This window comes from Devosia sp. Z11_6 (genome assembly GCF_058133665.1).
Window position 1 is genome coordinate 17774 of the sequence record NZ_JBYUNQ010000007.1, and the last position, 16340, is coordinate 34113.

The window sequence follows — 16340 nt, forward strand, 5'->3', positions numbered from 1 at the left end:
ACGAAAAATCTGGCACCGCTCGTCCCAAGCTTCTTTGCCGCCCTTGAAATCGCCGCCGCTCTGATCTGATCATGACCCTGCCGGCCAGCCTGGCTTGAACAGCAGCCGATGTGGGGCGATTTGCCATCGGGCCACCGCCTCTCAAGCTGGGTAGTGTTGTGATGAACCTGGCCTGGCATGCCTGGCATCAGGATGAAGCGCGCCATTCTTGGCTTCGCCGCGCTATCGTCAGCGCCATCGCCGAACCGGAGCCGCTTTGACCACCGACCTGTCAGGACCGGTGTCCTTCTGTCCACCTGACGCGGGTGATGGCGCTGCGGAATTCGGCGAGATGCGAGTTTTCGGTCCGGAGCATGGATCGATTGCCGAGGTCATTTCGGGATGCAAGCTGTTACCCGGCTTCCCGTGACCCACCCGCCAACATCATAGGGCTGCTCACGTGCTTCGAAAAAGCTTCGCTTCCATGTCGCATCGGTCCGCGGCGAAGAGATGATAGCCTATGCGGTTGGTTTCCCGCACGAAGTCCTGAAGGGCGGTACTTGCCTCAAGGTAAGCCGAAATGTCCCCGAGCATCAATAATCCCGCTCGGTAGTTTTGCATCTTCTGGACCGCGCAGACGATACCAATCCAGGATGAAGAGCCGCCCTTTTTGATGGTCCATCAGGCCATCGGCGCGCAGTTTCTGCAGGGTGCGATAGATATGCACAACGCTCGTGCCAAGAGCCTCTCCTAGCTGCGCTTAGGTTAGAGGGAACGGGCAAGAACTGTCCTTCGTCAGCCCCACAACATCCATGCGTAGGTAAAGCTCGCACATGTTGGTTGGGATGTAACTGCTCGTTCAACCTGGATTTCAGCGGGGCATTGGCCTCGTCCCGCCGTGGTGTGGCTTTCCATGAAAGCGTAAAAAACTAAGTCGTGGCGCGCAGAGATATAGTTTAGAGGATGGAGCAGGAGGCTGTATGCCCCAGGCTTATGAATGATACCTGCGCCCGGCGGATATCATCGAGACCAAACGGAACACGGAATGGCACTCGTTAAGACCACCACTCTCGCCAAGCGCAAGACGGGTGAGGCATCGGCGGCGTTACCTGGGGTGAAGCCAAAGGTCGCAAGGACGCAAGTCAAGCCGCGCATGCCCGTGTCGCGTGAACAGGCGGCCGAGCGGGTCGCGGCGGCGACCATGCAACTGGCCAGCGGCGTGGCTGAATCGGCGGCAGCGGCGGAAGAGTTGCGCCGCACGCTGGAACAGATTGCCGCCGGCGCCGAGGAAGCGGCGGGAGCCGCGCACGAGTCGCTCGCCACGGTCGCTGAATTGTCGCGGCAGTTTTCCGCCGCCCGCACCAACGCGGAAACATCGCGCCGCCAGACAGAGGGTTTGCAGGCGGCAGTGGTTGAATCGGCGACGGCTATCGAGGATTCGCTGCTTGCCATCGAGAGCAATGCCTCCCGCCAGTTGACCGCAGTGGATCTGATCAATCGGCTGCAAGCGCAGGCCGGCAGCATTAGGGAGACCACGACCATCGTCGCCGATGTTTCCGATCAAACCAATCTGCTGGCCCTCAATGCCGCCATCGAAGCGGCGCGCGCCGGTGACAAGGGCGCGGGTTTCGCGGTGGTCGCCGACGAGGTGCGCGCTTTGGCCGAAAGCGCGGAGCGCAGCGCGCGCGACGTCAAGCAATTGGCGCAGTCGGTCGGCGACGGCGTGGCGCAGGTGGCTGACCGCATCGAGGCGGCCGCTCAATCTGCACGGGCACAAACCGAGGTCGGCCGCGCCATCGGGGCGGATTTGACCGCGATCCGCGCCGATTTGATGGCCCTGATCGAGGGCACCAGCGTTATCCTGACCGCTGCGGTGGAAGCGGATCTGGCCGCGCGCGAAGCCCAAAAAGGTGCGGAGAATGTTGCCGCGGCCGCTGAAGAGCAGGCGGCCGCTACGGCCCAAGCCCAGCGCTCGGTGCAGCAGCAAAGCGTGGCCTTGGATCAAAGCCAGCAGGCCGCCCAAACCCTTTCGCAAATAGCCGAGGCCCTAGGCGACAGCGCCGACGCGGCGGGCGGGCCGGCCGCCATGGGCGCGGCTGCCGAGGAATTGTCGGCCACGGTGCAGGAGCTTTCCAGCGCCGCCGCCGAGATCCTGATTGCCGTTGACCAGATCAGCAGAGGGGCCGAGGAACAGGCCGCCGCCACCCAACAGGCCAATGCGGCGATGGCCCAGATCGAAACCAGCGCCGGCCTCAGCGCCGAAAACGCTCGCGACGCGGCCAGCCGGATCCAGGCTATTGCCGAACGCCTGGCCCGCAGCCGGGTCACTGTCATCGGCATCGGCACCCAGTTGCAGACCGGCTTGAGCAACACCACCGCCGCTATGCAGGCCCTGGCCGGGCTGGATGGCGTGGCGCGCCAGATCGAGCGGGTGGTGGACCGGATCATCATGGTTGGCGTGCAAACCAGCATGCTCGCCGTCAGCGGCTCGGTGGAGGCAGCCCGCGCCGGAGCGGAGGGGCGGGGGTTTGCCATTGTATCGAGCGATATCCGCAAACTGGCCAACAATGCTTCCGAAACCATCGAGGGAGCCAAGGAAAGCGTGCGCTCGATCCAGAGCACGATTGGCTCGGCCAAGCGAGATCTGGAAGCAACGGTGCAGGCCATCGAAGCCGAACTCGCGCGCAACCGGCTGATCCTGGGGCACCTCGAACAGGTGCAAACCGATAGCAACGCCATCAGCGCGGGCAGCGCCTCCATTCTCGCCAGCGCCGATGCGGTGCTGACCGCCGTGCGCGAAATCCTTGCCGGCACCGAGCAGATTGCGGCTGTGGCGCAGGAGGCGAGCGCGGCTGCCGGGCAGGCGGCCACAGCGGCGCGCGAACAATCCAGTGCTGCCGAGGATCTTGCGGCGGCGATCGAGGAGATTGCGCTCCTGTCCGAAGAACTCCAGTCCACGAGCTGAGGGTGAGCACTCCGGCGCCAGCCACCACCATCGCCCGGCGCCAGCTGACCGTCATGCTGAGCGGGCAAATCTATGCGCTGGCCGGCGACAGCGTGATCGAGGTCCTACGCCGCCCCCAGGTCACCCGCGTGCCGCACGGACCTCCCGCCTTGCTGGGGGTCGGCAATTTGCGCGGCGCCGTGCTGCCGGTTGTCTCGCTTGCCGCCCTGATGGGGCAGGCGCCGGGCAGCGAGGGGCGTGTTGTCGTGCTGGACCATGGCGGGGCGGTGGGCCTGTTGGTGGATGCCGTGCTGCGCCTGGACCATGGCGGGGACGCCGGAGCCAGCGGGCAGATCGACCTTGCAGCGCTGCTGGAAAATGGTTTCCAACGCCAGGCAAAGCGGGGCGTCGCAAAGCGCGACACAGCGGAAGCGGCGCAGGTGGCCGAGCCGCAAGTGGCGGAGCGCGCCCTGCTGTCGTTTCTGGTGAGCGGGCAGACTTTTGCCTTGCCGCTACAGGCGGTCAGCGAGGTTCTGCGGTTGCCAGCGGCGATGGCGCGCGTCGGGGGTGCCGATGCGGCGATGCTGGGCCTGGCCAATATGCGCGAACGTACGCTGCCGATCCTGTCCCTGTCGGTTCTGCTGGGCTTCAACACCGATGCCGATGAACTCGCCGATTGTCGCGTCCTCGTGGTGGATCACGCCGGGTCGCAAATCGGGCTGATGGCCGATGCGATCCAATCGATCCTGCGGCTGCCTGAAGCGGCGATCGACCCCGTTCCGCCGGTTCTCCAGCGCGGCCAGGGGCAAGCCGAGCTCGACGCCATTGGCCGGCCAGGCGGCGGCAGGCCGCTGGTCTCCATTCTTTCGGTGAGCGGGATTTTCGCCAACGAGGCTGTTGCCGCGACCCTGGCGGCGGCAGGGGGAAAAGGGGAAGTCATGGCCGAGCAGGGCAGCGCAGGGGCACAGGAGCAGTTTGTGGTGTTCGAGCTGGGCGAGGAGCGCTACGGCCTGCCGATCGCCGCGGTGCAGGAAGTACTGCGCCTGCCCAGCACCATTACCCGCCTGCCCAATGCACCGCGCTTCGTCAACGGGATCATCAATCTGCGGGGCCGGCCGGTGCCGATCATCGACCAGCGGGAGCGCTTCGATGTGCCATCGGCAGCCGGGAGCGTGCAGCCGCGCGTCATCATCGTCACTGTCGGTGGATTGCAGGCGGGCCTGGTGGTGGATGGGGTTTCCGAAATCCTATCGGTGTCGAGCTCTGACCTTGCCACCACACCGTCTTTCGCCAGTGAAAGGTCAGCCGTGTTCACCCGCGTCGCCAATACGGGCGCGGACGGCAGGCTGGTCCTCCTGATCGATCCGGACGAGCTGCTCAGCCGCGCCGAGCAGGATTTGGTCGCCGATATCGCCGCCAGGCAAACCGGGGCGGGTACCGCGTGATCCGTCTCCTTATTGCCGAGGATTCCGCGCTGATGCGCAAGCTGCTGAGCGGCATCTTCACGGCCGCGGGAGACTTTGAAATCGCCGTGGCCCGCGATGGGCAGGAAGCGCTGGAACAGCTGACGAGCTTTCATCCTGACGTGGTGACGCTCGACATCAACATGCCCAAGCTGGATGGCCTGGCTTGTCTTGATCGCATCATGCTGGAGCATCCCGTTCCCGTGGTGATGGTTTCGGCGCTGACCGAGGAAGGCGCCGACGAAACCCTGACGGCGCTCGAGATGGGGGCGGTGGATTTCTTCGCCAAGCCTGAAGGGGCGATATCGCTGCATATGGATCGGCTCGCTGACGAGCTGGTCGCCAAGGTGCGGGCCGCGGCCGCGGTACAGCTGCCCCGCTCAAGGCGTTTGGCCGAACGGATGCGTCTTCTGCGGCTGGACAGCGTCCCCATTATTGCTCCGCCGGCCCTACCGCTCCGGGGCAAGGCGGCGGCAACCGGGCTTGTGCTGGTGGGCACCTCCACAGGCGGCCCGCCCGCTCTCGATATCCTCCTGTCGACCTTGCCCGCTGACCTGCGCTGGCCCATTGTTATCGCCCAGCACATGCCGGCGGCCTTCACGGGCCCCCTGGCACGGCGGCTCGACAAGCTGTCGCCCCTCACTGTCTGCGAAGTTACCGGGCCGACCCCGCTGCTGGCCGGCGGGGTGTATATCGCGCGTGGTGGCGCCGACATGGTAATCGGCACCCGAGCCGGGCGGCTGGTGGCTAATGCCGCCCCCATGCAGGAGGACTATCTTTGGCATCCAAGCGTTGACCGGCTGGTGCGTACTGCGCGCCAGTGGGTGCCCGCGCCGCAACTGCTGGGCATTTTGCTGACGGGCATGGGCTCGGATGGTGCCGCCGCGATGGCCGACCTGCGCGAAGCGGGCGGGCATACCATCGCCGAGGCGCGCGACACGGCCGTGGTCTGGGGCATGCCCGGGGAATTGGTGAGCCTCGGCGGAGCGTCCGAAACGCTGCCAATGGACGAAATTCCGCGGCGCCTGACGGAGTTGCTGGCATGACCGGCCGCCGCGCCGACCTTTTGGCCAGAGCCGGGGCCTTGCCGCCCTTGTCGGCCGCGGACTTGGCGACCCTCAGCGACTTCCTCCAGGCGCGGACCGGCATGCGGTTTGGCGAAACCAAGCGCTACTATATCGATCGTCGGGTCGCCGATCGCATGGCGCAAAGCAATCTGACCGCCTTTGCCGATTACTATTCCCTGCTGCGCGCGCAGCCCGACGAAGCCGAACAGCTGATCAACAGCTTCACCGTCAACGAAACCTATTATTATCGCGAGGAGCATCAGCTCGCCTGCCTCAGCCAATCCATTTTGCCCGAGATCACTGCTTCCAAGGCGCCGGGCGACAAGATCCGAATATGGTCGGTGCCCTGCTCGAGCGGGGAGGAGCCTTATTCCATTGCGATATGGCTCCTCGAAAACTGGGCGCTGGTGGATGCCTATAATGTCGAGATCGTCGGCTCCGATATCGACACCGACATCATTGCCCAGGCGCTGGAGGCCAATTACGGCCCGCGCGCGCTGATGCGGCTGCCGCCTGAGCTGGTGGAGCGTTATTTCACCCCCGACGAGGGCGGGCGGGCGCAGCTGATCAATGATTTGCGCGAATCGGTGACCTTTACGCAGTGCAACATCACCGATCCCGGCTCCGTGGCCCGGCAGGGGCGGTTCGACGTCATCTTCTGCCGTAACCTGTTGATCTATTTCGATGCCAGCGCGCGGGTGCGCTGCATGGAGAACCTGTTCAGCAGCCTCGTGCCCGGAGGCTATATGTGCCTGGGGCATTCGGAGTCCATGTCGCGTATCTCCGAGCGCTTTGTGACCCGCCGCTTTCCCAAGGCCATCGTCTACCAGCGGCCGGAGCAGGGCTGATGGACGAGCTGCTGGCCCAGTTCATCATCGAGGCGCGCGAACTGGTGCAGGCCGCCATTGACGATCTGTTTGTGCTGGAAACCGAGCCCGGCAACCGAGCCCGACTCGATAGCACATTTCGGGCCGTCCATACGCTGAAGGGCTCGACTGGCCTCTTCGATCTTGCGCCCCTCCATGCGGCACTGCACGCGGCCGAGGATAATCTGGGGCGGGTTCGCGCCGGCGCGGCAGAACTCGACGCTGGTCAGATCGATGCCATTGTCGCCGTGCTGGAATGGATCGACCGCTGTGTTGATGACATCGAAGCACAAGGCAGCGTCAGCCCGCAACGGCTGGCGCAGGCGGGCGAGATCGAAGCGGCACTAGGCGGGGAGCCAGATGCCGCTCCTGCAATCCCAAGCAGGCCGGAAGTTGCTTTGAGCGACTGGGCCTTGGCCCTTGCGGCCCCGATGGGCGGGAAGGCCAGAGTTGCACTGCGCTACCGGCCCCATCCCGAGTGCTTTTTCGGCGGCGACGATCCCCTTGCCCTGATTGCCCGCATCCCCGGCCTTTTGCACCTCTCGATCGAACCCTGCGAGCCCTGGCCGGCACCGGAGCGGTTCGATCCGTTTCGATCCAATCTGTTGTTCGAGGCGCTGAGCACCGCCGAACCACGGGAGGTCGAGTCGATTTTCCGGCTGGTGCCCGATCAGGTGGAGATCGTGCCGCTCGGGCCTAGGCCCCCTACGCCGGAGCCGTCGCAAGAGAGTGCGAGCGCCGCCAGAGCCGATGCGGCGCGCGGATTGCGGGTGGACCCCGGGCGCATCGACATGCTGCTTGACTTGGTGGGCGAACTGATGGCCGCAAAGAGCGGCATGTCCGATTTGGCAGCGATGGCCAGCGACACGCCGTACGCAGCCGAGCTCGCCCGGAGCATCGCTGCGACCCAAAAGGATCTCGACCGGCTAAGCGGTGCGCTTTACCGGGGTATCCTCCAGACCCGCATGGTGCCACTGGCCCATGCCTTTCACCGGCTGCCCCGCATGGTACGCGATCTGTCGCGGCGTTTGGACAAGCCCACCCATCTGCAGATCGAAGGCGACACGATCGAGGCGGACAAGACCATTGTCGATGAACTGTTTGAGCCCCTTCTGCACCTCGTGCGGAACGCCATGGACCATGGCATCGAACCGGCAAAGGAGCGCCTGGCCTTGGGCAAGCCCGCAACGGCCAAGCTCCATCTGCGAGTGGCTGCCGAGGGCGACCATATTCTGCTGAGCCTTACCGACGACGGACGCGGCATCGATCCGATCGGCATCCGTGCCGCCGCCCTGAGCAAGGGATTGGTGAGCCCGGAACGCGCGGCCGCGCTTGATGACAATGCAACACTGGACCTGCTGTTTGCCGCCGGGTTTTCTACGGCCAAGGCGGTCAACGATCTTTCCGGCCGCGGCGTCGGGCTCGATGCCGTTCGGGCCGATGTGACACGCCTGGGCGGCACCGTCGGGATCACCAGCCGCCTTGGTCACGGCACCACCACGCTCCTGCGCCTGCCGATCAGCTTTGCCATGAGCCAGCTGCTGGTGGTGTCGGTTGGCGCGGAGCGCTATGGCGTGCCCATGCCGGCCGTGATGGAAACCGTTCGGGTCAAAGCGGCCGAGGTCACTCCGATCCGAAGCAACCGTGCCTTTGTGCTGCGCGATCGCACCATAGCGCTGCTCTCGCTTTCGGACCTGCTGGGCCTACCCGAGGCGGCGAGCGCCGGGGAAATGACAGTGCTGGTTCTGGCCCTTGGCGAGCAGCGGATCGGGATCAGGGTCGACGCCATCACCCAACGGATTGAAACCGTTACCCGCCCCTTGGGTGGCTTGCTGACCGGAGTTCGCGGCATCGCGGGCAGCACGGTGTTAGGCAACGGCCAGGTGCTGTTGGTGCTCGACATTGCGGAGCTGGTGGGATGAGCGTCGCGTTGATTGATGATGCAATCGTGCTCCGCGGCGCCTGCGGCGTTGAGGAGGCGGAAACATTGTTGGCGCTGGTGCAGGGCAATCCAGGCCTGCCAGTCGACCTGTCAGGGGCCGGATCGATGCACACCGCCCTTTGGCAGGTCCTGCTCGCCTTTTCACCCGCGCTCCGGGGCGAGCCGAATGATCCATTCATCCGACAATGGATGCTGCCACTGGCCGCGAGGGCTGGACCAGGCAACACAGCGACTTAACTTGCGGTAGACCGACCGTGCGCCTAGAGATGAAGCGATCCGCTGGGATCAACTGGAATAACGGAGTATCTTGATGGTGACGGTCCTGCTCGTGGACGACAGCAAGCTGGCGCGGATCGTAGCCAGCAAGACCATCGCCGCCCTGCAGCCCGACTGGCAGCGTGTTGAGGCGAGCAATGCCGATGAAGCCCTCGCGGTGGTGCAGGCCCAAACGGTGGATTTGGCGGTGCTCGACTTCAACATGCCCGGCAAGGACGGGCTTGAGCTGGCGGCCGAACTGCGCCAGTCCTTTCCCGACATGCCGATCGCGATCATCACGGCCAATGTGCAGAACGAGATCGTCGCGCGGGTGCGCGAGCTAAACGCCACCTTTGTCGGCAAGCCGGTGACCGAGGAGGGCCTCAAGGGCTTTTTGAGCGGTGCGGCCTTGCGGTTGCGCCGGGTCGGCGCATGAGCTTCATCGCCGTCACCCTAGATGAACTCGAGCGCGATGCACTGACCGAACTGGTCAATATCGGGGTAAGCCGCGCCGCTGCCAGCCTGCGCAAGATGGTCGGTAAGCAGGTGCTGCTATCGGTGCCGTCCGTGGAGGTCGTCACCCAAACGGCTGCTGCCGCACTGATCGGGCAGCGCGAAAGCGATGACCTGGTTGCGATCCGGCAGGAATTTGGCGGCGCCTTCACCGGCAAGGCCTTGCTGATCTTTCCAGAGGATAACAGCCTCGAGCTGGTCCGGGCCATTGTGGGGGATGATCTCGATGCCGCTGAAGTGGCCTCGCTGAAGGACGAGGCGCTGGCCGAAACGGGCAATGTGATCCTGAATGGCTGCCTCGGCACCATTGCCAACATGCTCAACCACTCCCTGCAGATGTCCTTGCCCACGGTTCTCTATGGCGATGGCAAGTTGCTGTTCGATGTGGGCTTGGAGCCCGGCACGGACGGGCTGGTACTGTTTTTGTACATCAACTTCTCGGTTCGCGATCGCAACATCCGTGGCTATATCGCCATGATCATGGATCTCCCCTCCCTAGGCATGCTCAAGGAGCTGCTTGACAACTTCATCGAGCGGGTAACCGCTGATACCAATTGGGCGGTAGGTGCGTGACCCCAGTGCCGACATGAAAGCCGCGCCCTAAGTGCTGACCACCCAAAACATGAATGCAACCGAAACTGCCCGGTCGGAGCTGCTTGAGCTGCAGCGCGAGATCGAGGATGCGCGGCAACGCCTCGAGCTAACGCTGGAAGCGGCGGGGGCCGCGGGCAGCTGGGTCTGGGACATTGCGGAACGGCGTCTGACCGCGGATGCTAGATTTGCGGCGCTCACAGGGCAGGATCCGCTGGAGCTTGCCAATGGCGTGCCCACGAGTCAGTTTTTCGTTGGTACCCATCCCTATGACGTACGCCGCATCCGCCTCGCGGTCGCCGGTATGCTGGCCGGCGCAGAAGTGTTCTCCAAAGACTATCGCCTCCTGCGCAATGATGGCGGCATTCGCTGGGTTCACGCCGATGGGCGTACCGTGCTCAACGAGTTGGACCAGCCGGTGCAGTTTCACGGCACACTGGTGGACGTCACCGATCGCAAGCGCACCGAAGAGCAGTTGCGCATCGCCCAGACCGCGGGGCAGATTGGCACCTTTGAGCATAGTGAGGGTTTTGGGACCGTCTCGGTCTCCCGACAGTTCTGCCGGCTGCTCGGCCTGCATCCAACCACCGTGCTGCCTGTCAGAACGGTGAACCTCCTGGTTCATCCTCAGGATCGCCCGATCATCGATCCAAAACTGCCTAGCGGACCGCGGGCCGAGGACAATATCGAATTTCGCATCATCCGCGCCGATACCGGGGAAACGCGCTGGTTGGCGCGGCGCGGCGAATACCAGGAGGATACCGAGGGTAGCGGCCGGCGCTATATCGGGGTGATCTACGACATCACCCATTCCAAGCGCATCGAGGAGCGCCTCCGGCAAACCAACGAAATGCTGTCGGAAAATGTGCGCGAGCGCACCCGCGAGCGCAACCAGGTCTGGCAGAACTCGCGCGACCTGCTCACGGTGGTTGGCGCCGGTGGCGTCATTCGTGACGTCAATCCGGCCTGGCACGCCATTCTGGGGCACGAGCCCGGAACGCTGATCGGCCGCGCATTCGTCGACCTGGCCGACGAGCCGGAGCGCAACAGCGCCACTCACCTCGTGGCGTTTGAGCAGGAGCGCCCGCCGACCGCCATCGACATGGCGCTGACAGCCGCCGACGGATCGCTGCACTGGTTTTCCTGGAATGCGGCGTCGGAAGGCGAGCTGATCTATCTTTACGGCCACAACATCACCGCCGAGCGCCAGCAGGCCGAGATGCTGCGCGAAACAGAAGCCTTGCTGCGCCAGTCCCAGAAAATGGAAGCTGTTGGCCAGCTGACCGGCGGCATCGCGCATGATTTCAACAACATGCTCACCGGCGTGATCGGCTCGCTCGATGTGATGAAGCGCCGCATCGCCAGCCAGCGTTATGACGATCTCGGCCGCTTCATGGATGCGGCGATCACTTCGGCGCAGCGGGCCGCCTCGTTGACCCACCGCCTCTTGGCTTTCTCGCGGCGCCAGTCGCTGGATCGCAAGCCCACCGACGTGGTGCCCCTTATCAACTCCATGCGCGACCTCCTGACCCGCACGCTGGGGGAGCGCGTGGTCCTTGAGACTATTCTGCCCGACAACAGCTGGCAGGCGGTTACCGATGCCAATCAGCTCGAAAACGCTGTTCTGAACCTGGCCATCAATGCCCGCGACGCCATGCCCGAAGGGGGACAGTTGACCATCGCGGTGGCCAATGTCGCCCTGAGCGAAGCCCAGCTTGCCGGCAGGGATGGCTCAGCTCCCGGCGATTACCTGCGCATAACCGTGGCCGACACGGGGGAGGGCATGCCGCCCGAAGTCATGGACAAGGCCTTTGATCCCTTTTTCACTACCAAGCCTATTGGCCAGGGCACCGGGCTGGGGCTCTCCATGATCTATGGCTTCGTGCGCCAGTCGGGCGGGCATGTGGAACTGGCCAGCGCCCCAGGCGCGGGCACCGTGGTTTCGCTCTACCTGCCCCGCAACCAGCAGGAAGCGGTGGCAACCATCTCCCCGGAGGACGTGGAGACGCCCCTGGGACGGGGCGAAAGGGTGTTGATCGTCGAGGATGATCCGGCCGTGCGCCTCCTTGTGATCGATGTGCTCGAGGAGCTGGGCTATGTGCCCTTGGAAGCCGCCGACAGCACCGAGGCACTGCCCATTCTTCAGTCGGGCGCCCGCATTGACCTCCTGATCTCCGACGTCGGCCTGCCCGGTATTAACGGGCGCCAGCTCGCCGACATTGCCCGCCAAAGCCGCCCCCAATTGCGGGTGCTGTTTATCACCGGCTACGCCGCAATGGCCGCTTCCCGGGCCGACTTCCTGGGCTCCGGCATGGACATGATCACCAAGCCCTTCGCCATGGACGAACTCGCCACCAAGATCCGCAGTATGCTGGTCTCTACCTAGGCGCTTACTCGCATAGGAACGCATTCAGTTGGATGCGCGGTAGTTCAACGACCTCGACCAGCACTGTCGTGCGGCTGAAGAGCGCATCGACCGGCAGCATGGTGAGAGTGGCGAACGGTGCCGTTGGCTTCATCCATCGTGCCGTCTAGTGTTGCTCGCCGAATACCGGAGGTCGCAACCACACGCGTCAAAGCGGTCGGGACGACAATCACCGCAAAGGGACGCGGCCTTGATGATTTCGCATAAAGGGTCACTGCTTCACATGACGTGAGCGTCCCAAGTGGCCGACCGTCGAATCAATAGTTCGGGGCAATTCGGGCCGGCTGTTCATCCGTTGCGGCTCACGGTCGAGAATTTTGCGCCTGCTGCAGGCCACTTATTGGCCCTCAGACTGTTGTCTCGGGATTCTGGAGTCCGCACTCCTAAAATTCCAGTTAGGACAGCGACATCTCGATATGCCTCTCACGTCCGGCATGCACTCAAGACTAAGGAAAGGGTGCCGAAGTGCTTGGCCAGCGAGTGAACAGCCATGGCGCACTTGTAGCGGATTGATCGCCGGCCTCTTCACCTTCGCGGTCTTGTGACGCTCTTCGTAAAAAGTCAGGCGATCTGGGCGTCTGCCGGCGCCGACGCTGGCAACCGGTGCCCTGCGAACTTTTACAGCGGCTCCGTAATCCTTCAACCGCTCCGATCCGTAACATGCGCCTTTCTTCAGATTAACAGGGAACGAGTTGATCCCGAGAATCTGGCGTAGACAGCCGACGGCAGTTCTTGGGCACGAACACGTGTAATGCCGATGTCCGATATGGGTCGGTCCGGCTGGATCGAAGTGTGCCCCTACCCTTCTCTCCGATATCCACCTGGTCACAATGGGACCATCACAGCGGCCCTTCGATCATTGGTGCTGGATCGCCTTCCCAAATCATGCGGTAGACGGCGCCCTGGCGAACGGACTGAACGGCAGCCGGCCGCAGGGCGACAATGGCGGTACCACCCGGATGCCGTATGGATGGGTAGATAATGCCGTTGAGGCCAGTGGCCCGGGCGCGCTCCGCGATGGCGTTGCCCATCGGTCAGGTGATGTCCGACTTCGCTGATGCAGGTGGCGACATCCAGAGCGGCATACCAGGCACCACGATCTGCGCCGTTGATGAGCTAACCAGGGCAAACAGCATTAACGCAGCAAAAAAGCCTAACCCAGGCCGAGGCGCTCTACTCTGTTCTTTGGCTTATGGCCACCGTTGGCCTAGGCGCTTTTCTCGTGTGGCAGTATCTTCGGACGAGACGGGGCCTTGAAGTGCAGTAGGGCGAGGGCCTGATGCAGAGAAGCCTGATGCAGAGAAGTATGAGTGGTGAATGGCCCGTATTCCTCTATCCCGAAGCGAAAGCCGGATCTGCTCGATAGGTGGAGAGGCTTGTCGGCGCCGCCGCTGAGGTGGAGGTCGAGGATCAGACCTGGTTGCGGCACTTCCTCAACGATCTGGACCGGCAGGCCGACGAGCTGGTGGCCGGCCGGGTGTATCAATGGACCGATGACGACGCAGAAGTCGCATTGGAAGCGATCACGGTTGGCATAGGCGGGGACAGCGCAGTGCTCGAGAAGCTGGGCCTAACCGTTCCCGAGACAGTGGCCTCGATCTACTGGCCCGATTGGATCACCGGCGGCGATAGGGTTCTCTCCGCCATGGAAGGCCCCTACTCTGTCCCTGATGCCTTGGCTCGCGCCGAGTTCCTGTGCGCCCTGTGGGCTTTCGAGCGTGTCGAATCAGCTTGCAGCAACGCTCGCTTTGGTGCGACGAGTGGGGCCAACTTGCTGAGGAGCCAGGCTTTGACCCGATCTGAAGGGTTCCGCTACGGACTGCGCTATGTCGGCTGGTACTTCCTGACTTGGTTCGTTCTGTCCGTTGTGTTCTATATCTTCCCAGACTGGTGGCGTTCCGGATCGAGCATTGCCACGGTCGTGATGGCCGCCGCGATGACCTACTCCCGGTTTCTCAAGGACAAGTTGAGACTGCCGAGCAAGCCCGAGTACTGGAGCCTGGTTCTCCTAAGCACAACACTAAGCATCTTCATGGAAGTGTTGTTCGCGCTGGTTATCATGGCCCAGATCGGCATCTTCGGACCCGATGTGTGGCTCGCGGTATTGGGTGCAGCAGTGTTCCAAGCTCTCCTTGCCCACCTGCTGTTCTACTCGAGGTTCCTAGGAACAGCGCAGTTGAAGCGGATCCAAAAGAAACATCAATTGGGTAAGCCAAACGATGTGCGGCCGCTTCACCAATGAGATGACCTGGGCGGATAGGTCGTAAGGCCGCGCCCCAGTGGCATTTCGCAGGAATATGACTGAAACTAGCCGGGCGAGCCGGGGAGTTTGATGATGAAGCTGGTCGCCGTCTTGCTGGCTGCATCCTTGTGTTGCGGATCCACTCTCTCGCAGGAACTCCAGCTTGAAGAGTTCGTCAACAAGCAAGGCCCCGAAGCTGACGTGCGAAATGCCCTGGGCGCTGCTGGGATTGGCCTTGAGTCTCTGGCGATGCTCATCGTCAGCAACGATGATTGCGAGCTTGGCTGGACCGACAAGCAGCTCGATCTGATCCGGTGGAACGTCGACTTTCTAGAAGCGTACAGCACGCCTGAGAACGGAGCAACTCCCGCCGCTTTTAGCGTCTCAGAGATATCAAAGTGGTGGAAGCAGGTCTACGCTGCCGGCGACCAAGCTGCCGTGAAGTCTGTATGTGATGTGCTTAAGCGAGCGTCAGAAGATGCTAGGGTCCGACTAGGAAGGTAAAAACCGGCATGTGCGGGCGCTTTACCAACGAGATGACCTGGGCGGATTTGCACGCCCTCTACCAGCTTAGCGACGAGCTATACCCTGTGGCGCCGTCCAACATGCAGCCCCGGTACAACATCGCGCCCACGCAAGACGTGCAGTTCGTTCACCACGACAAGGCCGGCAACCGGGAGCTTGATCAGGGCCGCTGGTGGCTAGTACCGTTCTGGGCCAAGGAAGTGCCCAAGGCCACGATGTTCAATGCCCGCATCGAGACGATCGACACCTCGCCAGCCTTTCGCGAGCCGTTCAAGAAGCGCCGCTGCCTGATCCCGGCCGACGCCTATATCGAGTGGACCACAAATCCCGAGGACGGCAAGAAAGACCCGTGGTTGCTCTACCTGCCCGAGCATCGCCGCTTCAGCTTTGCCGGACTCTGGGCTCACAACGACAATCTGGGCGTGACCAGCTGCACCATCATCACGGCGCCGGCTGTGGAGCACATCGCGCACATCCATGGACGTATGCCGGTCATCCTGGAAGAGAACGCCTAGGACGCTTGGCTCTCAGGCGATGCTCAAGGGAACGAAGCGAAGGATCTGCTGCTCGACAACCAGCTGGACAGCCAGCTCGAGTTCCACCGGATCAGTCGCGCGGTGAACAACAGCCGCTATGAAGGCACGGACGTGAAGAAGCCGGTGGTGAACCCACTCTGATGCAGTTTACGGTGGCCGGAGTTTAACACATGCTCAGCTGGAAGTTCGCCGTCGCCTTGGCGCTGCCAATCGCCATCGTGTCAGGTTGGGGGGCCGCTAACGTGAGCGGTATCTGCGTTCCCGAGCTGCGCCGGCTTAGCGCAGGCGAGTACATCTACTCTGCACTCGAGTGGCGGGAAACCCGGCGGACTTGGGTCACGAGGCCGGATGGTCAAGTACGAACCGTAGAGAAACCAGCCTCCGCAGAGGACTACCTGGCGCTGTATCCAGGCTGCTGTTCTGTTTTCACTGAACCGGGGGCGGACGCGTTCGAAGAGCCAGATCTGTGGGATAGATGGTTTGACTATTTCTCTACAATCGTCCGGATCAGCTCCCCGCAGTACCATGACGTAGATGGCACCGTCCTTCTGAAGGCACGCGAGTACTACGTGCCAATGAACAACTGCGGCGTGGTTTGGGACCTTTGAGGGGCCTGCCAACATGGATCACGAACGGGCGGCAAGTTGAGGAGCAGCCGGTATGAGGGCGCCGACTTGAAGAAGCCGCACTTGAGAGCTGCAGTGTCCCGACCGGCTACCAGCGCTCTCGGTCTCTTCCGTTTTCGCCAGTCGCCGAGCGCATCGCCTGTTCCCGAGTGCAGTTGTCCCGCCTCATGTAGAAGCTGATGATAGCTTCACGGCGCTCTTGGGTGCTCATTGCGTACACGTTGTTGAACCTGCGCCGAACATCCGCCCTGATGGGTTTGCGGTGCTGGAAGCAGGCCCAAGCACGCGGCACTCCAAAGTAGATCGTGGCCGTACTGGCGGCGGCCGCCAGAGCAGCGATGGCTATTTCAATCTGCATCGGCGCAA

Annotated in this window: 14 protein-coding genes and 3 pseudogenes; 14 read left to right on the forward strand and 3 right to left on the reverse strand. The window is 63.0% G+C overall.

The features are described from left to right. Positions 1–21: 21 nt before the first annotated feature. Positions 22–260, forward strand: a pseudogene (locus AC3YMN_RS16850) (type 2 periplasmic-binding domain-containing protein); the annotation flags it as partial. A gap of 175 nt (positions 261–435) precedes the next feature. Here the strand turns inward: AC3YMN_RS16850 and AC3YMN_RS16855 are convergent. Together AC3YMN_RS16855 and AC3YMN_RS16860 are read right to left on the reverse strand one after the other, a co-directional pair. Beyond that, complete coding sequence (locus tag AC3YMN_RS16855) at positions 436–600, reverse strand: DUF4180 domain-containing protein (RefSeq protein WP_489890903.1); 165 nt, start codon at positions 598–600, stop codon at positions 436–438. Further along, positions 545–724, reverse strand: a pseudogene (locus tag AC3YMN_RS16860) (helix-turn-helix domain-containing protein); the annotation flags it as partial. The pseudogene AC3YMN_RS16860 and the gene AC3YMN_RS16855, both read right to left, overlap by 56 nt. A 300-nt stretch (positions 725–1024) precedes the next feature. Between AC3YMN_RS16860 and AC3YMN_RS16865 the strand changes: the two are divergent. The 9 genes from AC3YMN_RS16865 to AC3YMN_RS16905 all read left to right on the forward strand — a co-directional run bounded on the left by AC3YMN_RS16865 (position 1025) and on the right by AC3YMN_RS16905 (position 12006). Further along, the gene (locus AC3YMN_RS16865) at positions 1025–2944 is read left to right on the forward strand and encodes a methyl-accepting chemotaxis protein (RefSeq protein ID WP_489890904.1); all 1920 of its coding nucleotides are present in this window, start codon (positions 1025–1027) and stop codon (positions 2942–2944) included. A 2-nt stretch (positions 2945–2946) separates the two neighbouring features. After that, positions 2947–4368 carry a chemotaxis protein CheW gene (locus AC3YMN_RS16870; protein ID WP_489890905.1) on the forward strand — a complete coding sequence of 474 codons (1422 nt, stop codon included), beginning with the start codon at positions 2947–2949 and terminating at the stop codon, positions 4366–4368. Continuing rightward, positions 4365–5432 (forward strand): chemotaxis-specific protein-glutamate methyltransferase CheB, encoded by a 1068-nt coding sequence (gene cheB / locus AC3YMN_RS16875; protein WP_489890906.1) that lies wholly within the window; start codon positions 4365–4367, stop codon positions 5430–5432. Before AC3YMN_RS16870 ends, cheB begins: the two co-directional genes overlap by 4 nt. After that, positions 5429–6301, forward strand: coding sequence for a CheR family methyltransferase (locus AC3YMN_RS16880; RefSeq protein ID WP_489890907.1), 873 nt, complete (start codon positions 5429–5431; stop codon positions 6299–6301). The genes cheB and AC3YMN_RS16880 overlap by 4 nt, the downstream gene beginning before the upstream one ends. Continuing rightward, positions 6301–8241 carry a chemotaxis protein CheA gene (locus AC3YMN_RS16885; RefSeq protein WP_489890908.1) on the forward strand — a complete coding sequence of 647 codons (1941 nt, stop codon included), beginning with the start codon at positions 6301–6303 and terminating at the stop codon, positions 8239–8241. Before AC3YMN_RS16880 ends, AC3YMN_RS16885 begins: the two co-directional genes overlap by 1 nt. Then, a complete protein-coding gene (locus AC3YMN_RS16890) occupies positions 8238–8498 on the forward strand; it encodes a hypothetical protein (RefSeq protein ID WP_489890909.1) in 261 nt (86 codons plus the stop codon). Before AC3YMN_RS16885 ends, AC3YMN_RS16890 begins: the two co-directional genes overlap by 4 nt. Positions 8499–8571: 73 nt before the next feature. Continuing rightward, the gene (locus AC3YMN_RS16895; RefSeq protein ID WP_489890910.1) at positions 8572–8952 is read left to right on the forward strand and encodes a response regulator transcription factor; all 381 of its coding nucleotides are present in this window, start codon (positions 8572–8574) and stop codon (positions 8950–8952) included. Continuing rightward, on the forward strand, positions 8949–9602 hold the full coding sequence (locus tag AC3YMN_RS16900; protein WP_489890911.1) for a chemotaxis protein CheC: 654 nt from the start codon (positions 8949–8951) through the stop codon (positions 9600–9602). Before AC3YMN_RS16895 ends, AC3YMN_RS16900 begins: the two co-directional genes overlap by 4 nt. A gap of 49 nt (positions 9603–9651) precedes the next feature. After that, the gene (locus tag AC3YMN_RS16905; RefSeq protein WP_489890912.1) at positions 9652–12006 is read left to right on the forward strand and encodes a PAS domain-containing hybrid sensor histidine kinase/response regulator; all 2355 of its coding nucleotides are present in this window, start codon (positions 9652–9654) and stop codon (positions 12004–12006) included. A gap of 878 nt (positions 12007–12884) precedes the next feature. Here the strand turns inward: AC3YMN_RS16905 and AC3YMN_RS16910 are convergent. After that, positions 12885–13158: pseudogene (locus AC3YMN_RS16910) on the reverse strand (RES family NAD+ phosphorylase). A 253-nt stretch (positions 13159–13411) separates the two neighbouring features. Between AC3YMN_RS16910 and AC3YMN_RS16915 the strand changes: the two are divergent. From AC3YMN_RS16915 to AC3YMN_RS16930, 4 genes are all read left to right on the forward strand, one after another. Beyond that, positions 13412–14287, forward strand: a complete 876-nt coding sequence (locus AC3YMN_RS16915; RefSeq protein ID WP_489890913.1) for an ABZJ_00895 family protein — start codon at positions 13412–13414, stop codon at positions 14285–14287. A gap of 93 nt (positions 14288–14380) precedes the next feature. Next, the gene (locus AC3YMN_RS16920; RefSeq protein WP_489890914.1) at positions 14381–14791 is read left to right on the forward strand and encodes a hypothetical protein; all 411 of its coding nucleotides are present in this window, start codon (positions 14381–14383) and stop codon (positions 14789–14791) included. A gap of 8 nt (positions 14792–14799) precedes the next feature. Then, positions 14800–15327, forward strand: a complete 528-nt coding sequence (locus AC3YMN_RS16925) for an SOS response-associated peptidase (RefSeq protein ID WP_489890915.1) — start codon at positions 14800–14802, stop codon at positions 15325–15327. 191 nt (positions 15328–15518) lie between these two features. Further along, a complete protein-coding gene (locus AC3YMN_RS16930) occupies positions 15519–15956 on the forward strand; it encodes a hypothetical protein (protein ID WP_489890916.1) in 438 nt (145 codons plus the stop codon). The last annotated feature ends 384 nt before the right edge of the window (positions 15957–16340 follow it).